We start from the raw sequence: 15,156 nt of genomic DNA, 5'->3' as shown, positions 1-15,156 counted from the left end.
CTCGACGCGGCCCCGTGACAGGGGCCGCGCTACATCGCGATGCCTTCGCCGCGTGGATCATGTGCGCCGGTCATGCCGTCATCGCCGATCCGGATCACCCCCGCACAGCCGAAGATCGGTGACAGCGCAGGCAGTTCCGCAACCTGATGGCCCAAGGATCGCAGGGTCGTCAGCATTTGCGGACCGTGCGAAGCCTCCAGCTTCAGGCTGTCGCGGCTGTCGGAGAATGTCTTTCCCAGCAGAAACCGCGGCTGCGCCAGCGCCTGTTCGGGCGTCATTGCCTGATCGATCAATCCTGACAGGATCACCGCCAATGTCTGCGGCTGCCCATCCGCACCTTGGGTTCCATACAGCAGATGCGGCGCGCCATCCTTCAGCGCAATTCCGGGATTCAGCGTGTAAAAGGGCCGCTTGCCAGCGGCGATGCAATTCGGATGCCCCGCTTGGGTCGAAAAGTTGGCTCCGCGGTTCTGCCAGATGATGCCGGTGTCGCCGACCACCACGCCGCTGCCCCAATCGAAAAAGGTGCTTTGCAAGACGCTGGCACTGCGTCCCTGCCCGTCGCAAGCTGCGAAAAACACCGTATCGCCGTGCTGATAGGTCTGCGGCCAGTCCAGCGCGCGGTCAGGATGGATGGCAGCGGCTTTGGCGGCCAGCCGGTCGGGCGACAGCATGGCGGCGCAATCGACATCGGCCATATCGGGATCGGCAATCAGGTCGCGGTCAAGAAAAGCCTGTTTCACAGCCTCGACCAGACGATGCGTCGGATTGCCCGCGCCCAGACGCGCAAGGACACCCATGATCGCCAGCGTGGTGATACCTTGGGTCGGCGGCGGCGGGGCCAATAAACGCAGGCCATTATACTCCAGCGACAGCGGGGCGCATCGCTGGCTGCGCGTCGCGGCCAGATCGGCCGAGGTGATGGGCGCGCCCAGATCGGCCAGCCCCTGCGCCACCCTGTCTGCAGCCCGTCCGTGATAAAAGCTACGCGGACCATCAGCAGCAATCAGGGCCAGCATCTCGGCCAGTTCTGGCTGGCACAAGGGGCCGTGACTGCCAAGATGATTGAAACGCTCGGCAAAACCCGTCCATGTGGGCCAGTCGGCGGCACGAAACTCTAACCAGAAATCCTGACTGCGCGATGGCAGAAACCCGTCCTGCGCCAAGGCAATCGCAGGGGCAATCAGATCGGAAAAATCCATCCCCCCGTCCCACACAGCCAGCGCCTGATCCCAACTGTCCACCGCGCAGGCCGTCGTCAGCATCGACCCCACGCCGCGCATCGGCAAAGGCCCGTCCAGATCGGGCAGAACCTGCGGTGCCTGCCCGATGCCCAAAATTGATGTCGCCAACCCGTCACGGCCCGCCAGCATCCAGACCGCATCGCCGCCAAGACCGCAAAAATGCGGCATGACAACGGTCAGCACGGCACCGATGGCGACCGCAGCCTCGGCGGCGTTGCCACCTTGGCGCAGGACCGCAGCGCCCGCCTGACTGGCCAGCGGATGCGGGCTGGTGACCATCCCTTGCATCAATCGGCCATGATCAGTTGACGGTCCGCCAGCGGTGGCAGAAAGTCGCGGTTAAAGATAGCCGACGCCTCGGGCGTGGTGTCCAACTGATATCCTTCGGCCACCAGATCGATCGACCGCACAAGGCGTTCATCATCCAGATCGCCAAGGCCGATCCGCTCAACCTCGGGTGAGGCGATCAGGTTTTCATAGGAAAACAACATCCGCGCCATTTCCAGATCACGCTTGGCAAGGTTGTCATAGGCCATGACGGCATCCGCGCCCGCCTCGTGATCCTGCGCGATTTCGACGGCGGCGCGGTTAACGGCACGGACAAGGCCGGTGACGGCCTCGGGGTTTTCGGCAATCAACGATTGCGACACCATCATGCCGTTGGAATACAGGTCCAGCCCGAATTCACCGAAATTCAGCCAGTTGTAATCGGCGGCGGGGTCTTGGCGATTATTGATCAGATTGAACCAACTGGTGATATTGAACACCATTGCGCCGTCGATATCATCGCGGATCAGCATCGGTTCCTGCAGGTTGGGAGCCATGTTCTGGATGTCGATAGTGTCGATATCGACATCGTTCTGACGCGCAAACATCGGCAGCAACCGCGTCGTCGGCGTTCCTTGCGCGCCGCCAAGTGTTTTACCCGTCAGATCAACAGGCACGGTGATGCCGGTTTCTTTTTTGCTGACGATGGCAAAGGGTGGTTTGTTCCACAGCTGATATACCATGACCGGCGTTTCGTCGGGGCGGGTCGCGGCGTTCTGGATAATGGCGTTGATATCACCAAAGCCCGCGTCATAGGTGCCCGACATAATGCGGGTGACCGTGGCGGCGGACCCCTCGCCCTGATCAATGGTGACGTTCAGGCCTTCGTCGGTGAAATAACCCTTTTCCAGCGCCATCAAAAAGGGTGCATCCGACCCTTGGGTCTTCCAGCCAAGGGTAAAGCGGATATCGGTATCGGCCAAAGCAGCCGTGCCCATGGTCAGCGTGGCGGCGGTTGCAAGCAGGGTTTTCAGCAGCATGTGCAGGCTCCGGATAGGTTCAGGTGGATGCAAAATCGTCACGGCGGTTGGCCCAGCCCACGAACCGGCCTTCGATGACCGAAAACAGGACGTAAAGCGCGACGCCAAGGAAGGCCAAAATGAACAGGCCCGCAAAGACCAAGGGCACGTCGAAATTGGAAGACGCGCTCATCATCACGTTGCCGATGCCTTTGTTCGAGGCAACTGTTTCGGCCAGCACCGTTCCCACAAAAGCAAAGGTTGCGGCAATTTTCAGCGATGCGAAAAAGAACGGCATGGTGCGTGGCAAACCGACATTCAGCAGCAGGTCCATCTTGCTGGCACCGAGGGATTTCAGCACGTCCTCCAGTTCCGGTTCGGTCGTGGCAAGGCCGGTCGCGATATTCACGACGATGGGGAAAAAGCACATGGCCAGCGCGGTCAGCACCGCAGGCACGGCCCCTGCCCCGAACCACAGCACGAAGATCGGCACGACAGCGACCTTGGGGATGGATGAAAAGCCGATCAGCAACGGATAGGCGGTGTCATAGGCGGTGCGTGACGTGCCGATCACCGCCCCGATGATGACCCCGACAATGACGCCCAGCACAAAGCCGATCATCGTGGTCCATAATGTGTGGAAGATATGCGGCAACAGCACCGGAAAGCGGGCGAACAGCGTGGCGAAGACCTGACTGGGGCGCGGCACGATCAGATCGGATATATCCATCGCAATACACAGAATTTCCCAAAGCAGGAAAAACCCGACGATCAGCGCGGCGGCCCAGATGCGGCGTTTCAGGGCATAGGGCATGGGTCAGACCCCCTCCATGGTTTCGCTGCGGGCATCGATGATGCGTTCGCGCAGACGCTGGTTCAGGGCGACGAATTCTGGCTGGAAGGTCATTTCGACCGTGCGGGGGCGCGGGAAGGTCACAGGGCTGTCGTCGATGATACGACCCGGACGCGCGCTCATGACGCAGATGCGGGTGCCAAGAAAGCCTGCCTCTTTCAGGTCATGCGTGACCAGCAGGACGGTGGGACGGCGCTTGGTCCACAGGTTTTGCATGGTGCCCCAAAGTTCCTCGCGGGTGAACTGGTCCAAGGCACCGAAAGGTTCGTCCAGCAGCAACAGGCTGGGATCATGGATCAGCGCGCGGCACAGATTGGCGCGTTGCAACATACCGCCCGACAATTGCCACGGAAAACTGCCCGCAAAATTGCCCAGACCGACATCGGCCAGCAACGCATGCACGCGGTCCCGATATTCGCCACGCTTCTTGCGGGCAAAATCGCGGCGGAAGGGCTGAACGATCTTCAGGGGCAGCATGACGTTCTGTTCGATCGTCAACCAAGGCAGCATCGTGGGGTTCTGGAACGCCATGCCGACGCGCAGCGCCTTGGCCGCCACCTCGCGTCCGCCGACGATTACGGCACCCGTGGTGGGGCGCAGCAAACCGCTGGCCAGCTTCAGAATGGTGGATTTGCCACAGCCGGACGGGCCGACCAGGGCCAGAAATTCACCCTGATCAATTGTCAGATCAGTGGGTTGCAGGGCTTGCACCGCAGCATCGCCCTGACCAAAGGAAACACCGGCGCGCGACAGTTGCACCGCAGGGCGCTTTCGTTCAGCGTCGTTCTGTGCGACGTCAGGTTGCATAACGGGCTTCCTGTGTAAGGTGCATCACGCAATTGCATGCACTTTCTGTCCTTGATCTAGCCGCCAGAACCGAATTGCGGCAATCCTGGCCAAAGGTCTGATACCGGAATGAGGGAAAACTGCCTTCTTTTCGGGCAACAAGGACAGGAATGCGCGGGAATGATGCAAGAGGGCGACAGACGATGACCACCGGCAAGACCACAACCAAACTGGACGGCGACCGCATGTCGGCCATCTGCCAAGGCATCCGTCGCGCCATTCTTGAAGGGGCATTGTTCCCCGGCGACCGCCTGCCAGAAGATGCCTTGGGCGAAAGCTTCGGCGTCAGCCGAACCATTGCCCGCCACGCTTTGGGCCAGTTGGCCGCCGAGGGGCTGGTCGATCTGCGCCGTAACCGCATCGCCATGGTCGCCGCCCCGACCCCCGCCGATGCACGGGATATTTTCGACATTCGTGTGGGTCTGGAACAGCAGGTGGTCAAACATCTGGTCGGCCAGCTGACAGCTACGCAAATCCGCCAGCTAAAGGATATTGTCCAGCAGGAACATGATGCCCGCGACGGCCCCGAGGGCGCCTCGATCAGGTTGGCGACCGAATTCCACATCAAGCTGGCTGAAATGACCGGACGGCCCATTCTGGTGCGCTATGTGACCGAAATCTGCTATCGTGCAGGGCTGTCGCTGTCGTCATTGGGTCGTCCGCATTCATCCGAATGCGCGATAAGCGAACATTTACTGCTGATCGACACCATCGCCAAAGGCCCCGCGGATAAAGCAGCCCAGATGATGGCCGATCATCTGGAGGCTGTCGCCGCACGCGCGCTGCTGGGGGGTGAGGGGACGCGCACGCGTGATCTGGTCAGCATCCTTGCCCCCTATACCTGATCAACTGCGGGCGATCGTCGGGTCCAGAATCCATTCGGCGCTGTCATTCCAGACATCCGTATCAAGGATCAGCCCGTCCTTGACCGTAAAGCGGTCGACATAGCGGTTGTTGTCGAAAGGCGTTCCATCAGGCCATTCGCCATAAAGATAGCCAAGACTATAGATCACTGTCTGCCCGTCCCCCGGCATGACATCATAACGCTCGATCCGCTTTTTTACCCATTTATAGCGGCTGGCATTAAAGCCGGTCGGCCCGTCCGGCGCATCATAAACCCGCCCGCCGGTAAAGCGGCAGATGAAATCGGGCGCGACATGGCGGGCTGCCCTTTCGGTATCGCGCGCCATCGAGGCATCCAGATAATCTTTGACCGTTTGCAGGTCACGTTCCGTTGTCGCATCCATAAGAGGCCCCTTGATCCTTGAAGTTCCGGCTTCAGACTGCATACACTTATCCGATACATATCTGAACCAGAAAGCAATCACATGACCGCCCAATTCGACATGCTGCTGCGCAATTCCCGTCTTGATGATGCAAGTTGCGACATCGGCGTCCGCGACGGGCGTATCGTTGCCATCGGACAAGACATCGGGACGGCGTCCTGCACCCGTGATCTGGACGGGCGGGTGGTCATTCCGGGGTTGGTGGAAACGCATATCCATCTGGATAAGGCGGGGCTGTTATGCCGCTGTGGTCAGGCAGGCGGGCTGGCTGGCGCGGTTGCGGCGGTCTCTGCGGCCAAGCGTAATTTCACGGTTCAGGATGTGTATGAACGCGCGGCAAGGGTCATCCGGGCGGCCATCACCCAAGGCACCATGTATATGCGCACCCATGTCGAGGTCGACCCAAGGGCCGGCATGCGCAGTTTTCAGGCAATGCTGGACCTGAAACGCGAATTCGCCTTTGCGCTGGACCTGTCGATCTGCGCCTTCGCCCAAGAGGGGCTGACGAATGATCCGGGCACCGAAAGCATGCTGGAACAGGCCTTGGAACAGGGTGCCGATCTGCTGGGCGGCTGCCCCTATACCGACACCGATCCCGTGGGGCAGATCACCCGCCTGTTCGACATGGCCCTGCGCCATGATGTCGATCTGGACTTCCATCTGGATTTCGATCTGGACCCCGACGGGTCGCATATGGATGCCATCTGCGATGCAACCGTCCGTCACGGCTGGCAGGGTCGGGTGAATATCGGCCATGTCACCAAGCTGGCGATGATGGATGACGCGATGTTCTCCAGCTATGCCGATATGCTGGCGCAGGCGGGGGTTGCGGTGACGGCCCTGCCCTCGACCGATCTGTATCTGAACGGGATAGAGATGGGCCACCGTGCGCCGCGCGGGATCGCACCGGTGCATCTGCTGGCGCAAGCGGGGGTCGCGGTGTCGGTCGCGACGAACAATGTGATGAACCCGTTTACGCCCTATGGGGATTCATCGTTGATCCGTATGGCCAACCTTTATGCAAATACCATGCATCTGGGGGCGGATCACTTCGGGGGATGTCTGGGGATGGTGACACATGACGCGGCGCGTATCCTGCGCTTGTCCGATTATGGCCTGCATGTCGGTGCATGGGCCGATCTGCTGGTGCTGGATGCGCCAAACGGCACCGAGGCTTTTGCGAGTATCGCCCAACCGCTGATGGGCTTCAAACGGGGGCGGCAAAGCTTTGATCGCCCCGCCGCCACCATCCTGAACCCCTAGGCCGGGATCGCTTCGCCCGCGCGCAGACAGGCCACGCGGCGGCGTGGGCCGGGGCGCTGGACAGGGGGCAGCGCCTGACGGCAGGCATCCACCATCAGCGGACAGCGCGGCGCAAAGGGACAGGCGTCGGGGCGCGTCTCCAATGCGGGGGGCGATCCGGGGATGGCATCCAGCCGTGTGCCACGCGCCACGTCATGCAGGTTCGCTGCCAGCAACCCTTGGGTATAGGGGTGCTGGGGGTTGCGGATAACCTCGCGGGTGGTGCCTTCCTCGATGATCTGGCCGGCATACATGACCGCGATCCGTTCGGATATTTCGACCGCCACGCCGATATCATGGGTGACGAAGATCACCCCCATGCCGAATTCCTTTTGCAACTCGCGCAGCAACAGCAGGATCTGGATCTGCACCGTGGCATCCAGCGCCGTGGTCGGTTCATCCGCCAGCAGCAGCCGCGGACGGCAGGCCAGCGCCAGCGCGATCATCACCCGCTGCCGCATGCCGCCCGACAGTTCATGCGGATAGTTCTTCATCCGCCGTTCCGCCGAAGGGATGCGCACGCGGTGCAGCATGTCCAGCGCGACATCCAGCGCATCCTCTCGGCTGACGCCTTTGTGGCGCATGACCGTTTCGGCGATTTGCTGACCGATGGTGTAGACGGGGTCCAGCGCCAGTCCGGGGTCCTGAAACACCATCGACACGTCGCCGCCGCGATAGGACCGCAGCCGCTTGCCCGAAAGCGTCATGATATCGGTGCCGTCAAAGTCGATCGAACCGCCCAGATCGGTGCGCTTTTCAGGCAGCAACCGCAGCAGCGTTTTCAGCGTCACGCTTTTGCCCGACCCACTTTCGCCCAGCAGGGCCAGCGTCTCGCCGTGTTTCAGTTCCAGCGACAGATCATTGATGGCATGGACATTGCGCGCGCCCTTGAAGCGGACGTCCAGATTGCGGATTTCCAACAGATTATCGCTCATGCCGTTAACCCCTTTCCTGCGTCGGGATGCCCCGAGCTGACATCATGCAGATGGCAGGCCACCCAATGCGCTGATCCCTGCACACGCGGTGCAAGAACCGGATGGCGGGTCTTGCAAACAGGTGCGGCCAGCGGACATCGTGTATGGAAACGACAGCCAGATGGCGGGTCGATGGGGTTTGGCGGATCACCCGCAAGCGGCGGCTTTTCAGTGCGGCTGTCGGGGTCCATCGACGGCATCGCCGAAAACAGTGACCGCGTATAAGGATGCGCCTGATCGGCCCAGATCAGATCGACGGGGGCAATTTCCACCACCTCGCCCAGATACATCACAAGAATGCGGTCCGAGATATAGCGCACCACGTTCAGATCATGGCTGATAAAGATATAGGTCAGCCCGAATTCCGCCCGCAGATCGGCCAGAAGGTTCAGGACCTGCGCTTCGACCGATTTGTCCAAGGCACTGACGGCCTCATCCAGCACCACGACCTTGGGGGACATGGCCAAGGCGCGAGCGATGTTCACCCGCTGGCGCTGGCCGCCCGACAGTTCATGCGGATAGCGATGGGCAAAGCGGTCCGCCGCCAGCCCCACGCGGTCCATCAAGCGACGCGAACGGCCAAGCGGATCATCCAGACCCTGCACCCGCGCGCCAAACGCCACGCTGTCCAGAATGGTCATGCGCGGGTTCAGCGATGCATAGCTGTCCTGAAACACCATCTGGATGTCGCGCCGCAGCGCCCGCAGGTTCATGTCGCGTCCAAGGGTCTTGTCGTTCAGAACGATGTCGCCTTCGTCGCGGTCGGTCAGCCCGATCAGCAGCTTGGCCGTCGTGGATTTGCCGCAGCCGGATTCCCCGACAATGCCAAGGGTTTCGCCGGGGGCGACGTCAAAGCTGACGCCATCGACGGCCTGCACCATCGCCTGCGTCCGGCCAAGGATACCGCCTTTGATGGGAAAGTGTTTTTTCAGGTCGCGTACGCTTAGCAGGGGTTTGTCAGTCACGGACATTCATCGCACTCCTTAGACCGTCGCTTAGCAGGTTCAGGCACAGCGAGGTCGCAAAGATCATCACGCCGGGCAGCGCCGCCAGCCACGGGTTCACATAGATGGCCGACCGCAGCGTGTTCAGCATCAGCCCCCATTCGGGTTCGGGCGGGCGCACGCCGATGCCCAGAAACGACAGACCCGCCGCCAAAATCATGCAGACCGAGGTCAGCGAGGTCGCATAGACGAAGACCGGCGACAGCACATTGCCGATGACATGCACACGGATCACCGTCAGCGCATTGGCACCCGATGCGCGGGCGGCGTCGATGTAATCCAGCTGGCGGACGCCCGAAGTCACGGCCTCTGCCACGCGGGTGACGGGGGGGATAAAGACGATGGTCAGCGACACAAGGCTATTCAGCACCCCTGCCCCCAAGGCCCCAGAAATGGCGATCGCCAGCAAGACGGACGGAAAGGCAAAGAACACATCGACGACGCGCATGATGATCGTATTGGTGATGCCGCCGACATAGCCTGCGACGATGCCAAGCGCGCCGCCGATGAAAAAGGCCAGCACCACCGGCATCAAGCCGATAAACAGCGTCAGACGTCCGCCATAGATCAGGCGGGACAGCATGTCGCGGCCCTGTTCGTCCGTGCCCAGCAGATAGCCGGGCGTTCCCAGCGGCTTCAGACGGGCAATCATCGACCCCTTATAAGGGTCTGCCAGCCCCAGCCACGGTGCGAAGATGGCCGAACAGACCAACAGCACCAGCACGGCCAGACAGGCCATGGCCACCGGATCGCGCAGCAGGCGCGACATGACAAGGGACCAATAGCCGCGATGGGTGGGCGCCGGAACGGCGGTTTCTACCTGCGACATTTCTCAGGTCCTTTTGATACGGGGGTCGATGGCGGCTTGAGCCACATCGACGATCAGGTTCATGCCCACAAAGAACATCGCCAGAATCAGGATCGTGCCCTGCAACAGCGGCAGGTCACGCTGGAAGATCGCGTTCGACAGCAGGAAACCGGAACCGGGCCAGTTGAAGACAGTCTCGATCAGGATCGACCCGCCCAGCAGATAGCCCAGCTGCAAGCCCATCACCGACAGCGCAGTGGCGGCGGCATTGCGGGCCACATGGCGCAGCACATCGCCTCGGCTAAGGCCCTTGGCATAAAGCGCCTGCACGAAATCCATCGACAGGATATCACCGGCCAGCGCCCGCACGGTGCGCGCCACGATGCCGATGGGCACCACGGCCAGCGTCACGGCAGGCAGCACCAGATGCCGGATATGCGCCCAGTCCCAATGCCAGTCCTGCGACCCGCCCGGCCCAGCGCCCATCGACGGCAACCAGCCCAGATTGACCGAAAAGATAATGACCAGAACAATGCCCAGCCAGTAATTGGGAACTGAGACACCGGTGATCGACAGTGCCGTGATGAAGCGGTCCAGAATGGTGTCGCGGAAATATCCCGCCAGAAATCCAAGGAACGTGCCGATCGGAAAGGCGATGACCGCAGCGGCCCCCGCCAGTAACAGCGAATTGCTGACGGCGCCGAAAACCTCGCCGGCAACGGGGCGGCCACTGGCGATGGATCGGCCCATCTCGCCCTGCAGCAGATTCGCGATCCAGATCAGGTATTGGACCGGCAGCGGCTTGTCCAACCCATAGGCGGCACGCATGGCGGCCTGTTGTTCGGCAGTGGCATCGACCGGCATGATCGCAGTTAGGGGATCACCCGGCGCGATCTGGACCAGCATGAAGCACACCACCGAAACCCCGAAGGCGACCGGCAGCACAAGGATCAGGCGTCGAAGAAAATAGCTGAGCACGTCGTCACATCCCGCCATAAAACGCCACCAGCCAAAGGGCCGATGGCGCGGGGTTTCAAATCACTCGGCCATCGTGATGGACGAGAAGTTCTGGTACCAGTTCTGCGATTGGACAAAGCCCTGCACCTTGGGTGACATGGCGCGCGGCGCGACGTCATGGGTGACCATCAGGAACAGCGCGTCATTCACGTATTTTTCATGCGTGGTCCGCAGCAGGGCATCCTGTTCTTCGGGATCAAAGGTGGTTTTGATCTTCTTGAACAGGTCCTGCATGTCCTCGTCGCAGTAATGGCCCCAATTGGTGCCGTTCGGGGCGATCAGGTCGCAATCCAGATGGCGGATAAAGCCGGTGAAAGGGTCCTGGATGAAATAGGTAAAGTTGATCGACTGTGCGCCCTCGACCGCCGGATCGGCAGCACCTGCGCGCCACAGGTTGATCATCTGGTTCCATTCCACGACCATGAATTCGACGTCGATCCATGCCTCGGCCAGCGATTGCTGGATGTATTCGTTCATCGGCAGGGGCAGCATCTGGCCCGAACCGGATGGCGAGATCAGCGCCTTGACCTGCAGGTGGTTGTCGGGGCCGAAACCAGCCTCGGTCATCAGTTCCTGTGCTGCCTCGATGTCATAGGTCAGTTTGAAATCGGGGTTGCCGAACCACTGCGAATTGGGCGGCACGAAGCCTTCGGCGGGGATCATCAGACCGCCCAGCAAAGCACCCATGCCTTCACGGTCGATGGCAAGGTTGGCGGCCTTCCGCACACGGATATCATTCCACGGCGATCCTTCGACACGCGACAGATGCCATGTCCAGTTATGCGGATACGCGTTCGAGGTGATGACAAAGCCGTTCCCCTCCATCGCGGGGATGGTGTCGGGGGCCGGTGCCTCGATCCAGTCGACCTGACCGGACATCAGCGCCGCTGAGCGGGCGTTGGATTCCGGCAACGGGATCAGGATCATCTTGTCCAGCTGTGGCACACGGGTTTCATCCCAGTATTCGGGATAGGGTACCATTTCGGCACGTTCGCGCGGCACAAAGGTTTCCAGCTGCCATGGACCGGTGCCTGACGGATGTTCCGCGACCTTTTCCCAATCCTTGTCCTGTGCTTCCCAATTCGCCTTCGAGGACATCATGATCCATGCCAGCTGATAGGGCAGCGTGGCGTCCGGTTCCTTGGTGATGATTTCCAGCGTGTAATCATCGACCGTGCGATAGCTGGCGATGGCCGGAATACGCGACTTGCCCTGTGCCGACTGGCGGGGGTCGTATTGTTCGGAATCCTCGACCAGCAGCTTGTCCAGGTTCCAGACGACGTTTTCGGCGTTAAAGGTGCTGCCGTCATGGAAGGTCACGCCTTCGCGCAGCTTGAAGGTCCATTTGGTGGTATCTTCGGGATCGACCGACCATTCGGTCGCAAGACCCGGCGTCAGCACGGACGGCTTGTCGGCACTGGTCAGATCCCAGTTGATCAGCGCGTCATAGACCGTATAGCCCATGAAGCGCAGCCCTTCGCCGCCCTGATCGGTCTGGCCGGTGGTCAGCGGAATATCGGATGCCGTCATCCCGATGCGAAGGGTCCCTTGGGCGGCCGCACCATGCGCGCCCAGAACAGCAACCGACAATGCCAATGCGGCAAGGCCTTTTCTAAGTTGGAACAATGTTGATCTCCTTGTTGGACCGGGTCTATGGACGCCCGTTTTCTGTAGTCACCATCCAATTGGATCAGAACGGATGCATCTGTTCCGCGGCACATCACGACAAGGAAAAGGCCGGCGGCTATTGTGCTGCTTAAGGCGCGACCAGATTGATCACGTTTTCTGCATACGGAAAACTTATGCGCCCGATGGGTGCAGTTTCGTGGACTTTGCGGAAAGCAGGGCGCGGCTTGCAGGAACGCGGAAAGGAAACTCATGATTCTTCTGGCCAATCCAAACACGAATGCCGAAACGACCATGGCGATGTGCGCGATTGCCGCGCGGATTTTGCCCGAGATTCAGGGATGGACCGCACCCCATGGGGCCGACCTGATCCACACCCCTGCCCTGCTTGCACAGGCCGGTGACCAGATCGCGCAGTTGCAGCCGCCCCAAGGGTGCCGCGGGGTGATCGTATCGGCCTTTGGCGATCCCGGTGCTGTGCGGCTGGCGGCGCGGCTGGATATTCCCGTGATCGGCATCGGCGCTGCGGCGGCGCGTGCTGCAGGGGCTGGCGGGCGCAGTTTTGCCGTAGCGACGACCACCCCGCAACTGGTCAAGGGCATCGACCGGCTGATGAAAGCGCATGCCGGTCAGGGCCGCTATCTGGGATGCTTCCTGACCGATGGCCCCACGCTGAGCGTCATGAAAGACCCCGCGTTGCTGGACCGTGAATTGCTGGATGCCTCACGTCGGGCCGCAGCTGCGGGCGCCCAGGCGGTGATCATCGGCGGTGGCCCTTTGGCAGAGGCTGCCCAGCGCATTGACGCCCTTTGTCCGGTCCCCCTGATCCAACCCATCCCCGAGGCGGCGGCCTTGATGCGCCCCCTGACATGAAACCTTCTTGGAAGCGTCAGAAAACTGAAGGGTTAGGGGCATAGGTCCTGCGGCATCGCCCGATCATCACGATCGTGGCTTTCAGATTGATGCCGAAGGGATACCGCCATGAACAAGCAGGACATCGCAAACCTGTCGTGGGATGAATATGACGAATTGCGCGACCCGCGTCCCGACAACAACGGTTTTGATGCCGTCGTCGAACGCGCTTTGTCGCGTCGCGGTTTCCTTGGTGCGGCACTGGCCTTCGGATCGGGCGCTGCTGTGATGGGCACGGGCCTGTTCGGGTCGGCCAGCTCGGCCAACGCGCAGGCATCGGCCTTTGCTTTCCAGCCCATCGGCATTGCCACCGACTTTGCGGTCCACGTCCCTCAAGGGTACAGCTGGAAGCCGGTCGTCCGTTATGGTGACGCGCTGTTTTCGGGTGCCGAAGACGCCTATTCGCCCGAAACCGGCCTGTCGATCGAGATGTCTGACAAGGTCTTCGGGGAAAACACCGACGGCATGGAAACCTTTACCGATGGCGACAAGATCATCCTTGCCATCAATTCAGAATACGCCAACCCTGAAATCAACCTGCCAGCCGAAACCGAAGGCGTGCCGCAGAACGCCGATCAGGTTCGCATGCTGAAGAACATCCAGGGCGTCACTGTTCTGGAAATCGAAAATACCGATGACGGATATAAGGTTGTCGTCGACAGCCCCTATAACCGCCGCATCACGCATGAAACGCAGATGACCATGGATGGCCCTGCCGCCGGTTCCGCGCTGGTCCAGACCAAGGCCGACCCCGAAGGCATGTCGCCCAAGGGCACGACCAACAACTGCGGTTCGGGCAAGACCCTCTGGGGCACCTATCTGACCTGCGAGGAAAACTTCAACGGCATGTTCGGTGCTGTGGGTGAACACGCCCCATCCGAAGGCGAGATCCGTTATGGTCTGGGTGGTGAAAGCCGCTATGCCTATGAGAAGTTCGACGAACGCTTTAACGTGGTTGCCGAGCCGAACGAACCCAACCGCCACGGCTGGGTGACCGAGATCAATCCGCTGGACGCCACTTCGGTCCCCGTCAAGCACACTGCCCTTGGCCGCTTCAAGCATGAGAATGCTGAAATGGTTCAGGCCAATGACGGTCGTGTCGTTGTCTATATGGGCGATGACGAGCGCGGCGAATTTATCTATAAATACGTGTCCAACGGCACATGGGCCGAAGGTCAGCCGACGGATGGCCTGCTGTCGGACGGTACGCTGTATGTTGCCAAATTCAACGACGATATGTCGGGTGAATGGCTGCCGCTGACCGCCGAAAGCACCGGCATGCCCATGGAAGAGGTTCTGGTCTTTTCGCGGATGGCCGGCTCCAAAGTTGGCGCCACCACGATGGACCGTCCCGAATGGGTCGCGGCCAACCCGATCCGTTGCGAAGTGTATTGCGCGCTGACCAACAACAAAAACCGTGGCGTTGCCCCGACAGAAGGTGGCGCAGACCAGCCGGTGAACGGTGCCAATCCGCGCGAAGCCAATAATTACGGCCAGATCGTGCGCTGGCGTCCAACGGGCGAAGATCACGGTGCAACGGACTTTGCATGGGATCTGTATGTCATGGCGGGTAACCCCACTGTCAGCGACGATGCCTATGCCGGTTCAGAGAATGTGAACGAAGGCAACATGTTCAACTCGCCCGACGGGATGGCATTCTCGTCCGACGGGATGCTGTGGATCCAGACCGATGGTGACGACAGCAACGAAGGCGAATTCGAAGGCCAAGGCAACAACCAGATGCTGGTTGGCAATCCGGAAACCGGCGAAATCGCCCGCTTCATGACCGGCCCCAAGGGTGGCGAAGTCACCGGTCTGACATGGTCGCCCGACCGCAAGACCGCCTTTGTCGGCATCCAGCATCCGGGCGGTTCGTGGCCCGACAACACCGGCATGCCGCGTTCTTCGGTGATCGCTGTGTGGCGTGAAGACGGCCAGATGTTCGGCTGATACCGGCTTTAACGGCTTTTGGATGGCGCGCCCGAAACGGCGCGCCAT

General features: G+C 60.9%; 14 protein-coding genes. 4 read left to right on the top strand and 10 right to left on the bottom strand.

The features are described 5' to 3' along the window. Positions 1-29: 29 nt before the first annotated feature. From DWB67_RS09370 to DWB67_RS09355, 4 genes are read right to left on the bottom strand one after another with little or no spacing between them, the layout of a single operon-like run. Positions 30-1,532 (bottom strand): gamma-glutamyltransferase family protein, encoded by a 1,503-nt coding sequence (locus tag DWB67_RS09370; RefSeq protein WP_220475108.1) that lies wholly within the window; start codon positions 1,530-1,532, stop codon positions 30-32. Then, a complete protein-coding gene (locus tag DWB67_RS09365; protein ID WP_119807280.1) occupies positions 1,532-2,551 on the bottom strand; it encodes an ABC transporter substrate-binding protein in 1,020 nt (339 codons plus the stop codon). The genes DWB67_RS09370 and DWB67_RS09365 overlap by 1 nt, the downstream gene beginning before the upstream one ends. A 19-nt stretch (positions 2,552-2,570) precedes the next feature. Further along, positions 2,571-3,344 (bottom strand): ABC transporter permease, encoded by a 774-nt coding sequence (locus DWB67_RS09360; RefSeq protein WP_119807279.1) that lies wholly within the window; start codon positions 3,342-3,344, stop codon positions 2,571-2,573. A 3-nt stretch (positions 3,345-3,347) separates the two neighbouring features. Beyond that, positions 3,348-4,190 carry an ABC transporter ATP-binding protein gene (locus DWB67_RS09355; protein WP_119807278.1) on the bottom strand — a complete coding sequence of 281 codons (843 nt, stop codon included), beginning with the start codon at positions 4,188-4,190 and terminating at the stop codon, positions 3,348-3,350. 182 nt (positions 4,191-4,372) lie between these two features. On the opposite strand from DWB67_RS09355, the gene DWB67_RS09350 reads away from it, so the two are divergent. Then, positions 4,373-5,074, top strand: a complete 702-nt coding sequence (locus DWB67_RS09350; protein ID WP_119807277.1) for a GntR family transcriptional regulator — start codon at positions 4,373-4,375, stop codon at positions 5,072-5,074. Here DWB67_RS09350 and DWB67_RS09345 read toward each other — a convergent pair whose 3' ends face one another. Beyond that, complete coding sequence (locus tag DWB67_RS09345) at positions 5,075-5,476, bottom strand: nuclear transport factor 2 family protein (RefSeq protein WP_119807276.1); 402 nt, start codon at positions 5,474-5,476, stop codon at positions 5,075-5,077. An 81-nt stretch (positions 5,477-5,557) separates the two neighbouring features. On the opposite strand from DWB67_RS09345, the gene DWB67_RS09340 reads away from it, so the two are divergent. Then, positions 5,558-6,778: an amidohydrolase family protein gene (locus DWB67_RS09340; protein WP_119807275.1), complete on the top strand. Its 1,221-nt coding sequence runs from the start codon at positions 5,558-5,560 to the stop codon at positions 6,776-6,778. On the opposite strand, the gene DWB67_RS09335 is transcribed toward DWB67_RS09340, so the two are convergent. Genes DWB67_RS09335 through DWB67_RS09315 form a run of 5 tightly spaced genes read right to left on the bottom strand, consistent with a single transcriptional unit; the run spans position 6,775 to position 12,246 of the window. Next, positions 6,775-7,752 carry an ABC transporter ATP-binding protein gene (locus DWB67_RS09335; RefSeq protein WP_119807274.1) on the bottom strand — a complete coding sequence of 326 codons (978 nt, stop codon included), beginning with the start codon at positions 7,750-7,752 and terminating at the stop codon, positions 6,775-6,777. The two genes, DWB67_RS09340 and DWB67_RS09335, sit on opposite strands and share 4 nt — an antisense overlap. Beyond that, positions 7,749-8,762 (bottom strand): ABC transporter ATP-binding protein, encoded by a 1,014-nt coding sequence (locus DWB67_RS09330; RefSeq protein WP_119807395.1) that lies wholly within the window; start codon positions 8,760-8,762, stop codon positions 7,749-7,751. The genes DWB67_RS09335 and DWB67_RS09330 overlap by 4 nt, the downstream gene beginning before the upstream one ends. After that, complete coding sequence (locus DWB67_RS09325) at positions 8,749-9,624, bottom strand: ABC transporter permease (protein WP_119807273.1); 876 nt, start codon at positions 9,622-9,624, stop codon at positions 8,749-8,751. Before DWB67_RS09325 ends, DWB67_RS09330 begins: the two co-directional genes overlap by 14 nt. A gap of 3 nt (positions 9,625-9,627) precedes the next feature. Then, on the bottom strand, positions 9,628-10,581 hold the full coding sequence (locus DWB67_RS09320) for an ABC transporter permease (protein WP_119807394.1): 954 nt from the start codon (positions 10,579-10,581) through the stop codon (positions 9,628-9,630). A 60-nt stretch (positions 10,582-10,641) separates the two neighbouring features. Further along, positions 10,642-12,246 (bottom strand): ABC transporter substrate-binding protein, encoded by a 1,605-nt coding sequence (locus DWB67_RS09315; protein ID WP_119807272.1) that lies wholly within the window; start codon positions 12,244-12,246, stop codon positions 10,642-10,644. Positions 12,247-12,498: 252 nt separating this feature from the next. Here DWB67_RS09315 and DWB67_RS09310 point away from each other — a divergent pair, with 252 nt between their 5' ends. Beyond that, on the top strand, positions 12,499-13,119 hold the full coding sequence (locus tag DWB67_RS09310; protein ID WP_119807271.1) for an aspartate/glutamate racemase family protein: 621 nt from the start codon (positions 12,499-12,501) through the stop codon (positions 13,117-13,119). A 108-nt stretch (positions 13,120-13,227) separates the two neighbouring features. Beyond that, entirely contained in the window at positions 13,228-15,108 is a 1,881-nt protein-coding gene (locus tag DWB67_RS09305; protein WP_119807270.1) for a PhoX family phosphatase, read from the top strand. The last annotated feature ends 48 nt before the right edge of the window (positions 15,109-15,156 follow it).

The organism is Paracoccus sp. JM45, assembly GCF_003590715.1.
Classification (GTDB): Bacteria; Pseudomonadota; Alphaproteobacteria; order Rhodobacterales; family Rhodobacteraceae; genus Paracoccus.
Note: the sequence above shows the minus strand (reverse complement) of the source record. Positions and strands in the feature narration are given on the sequence as shown.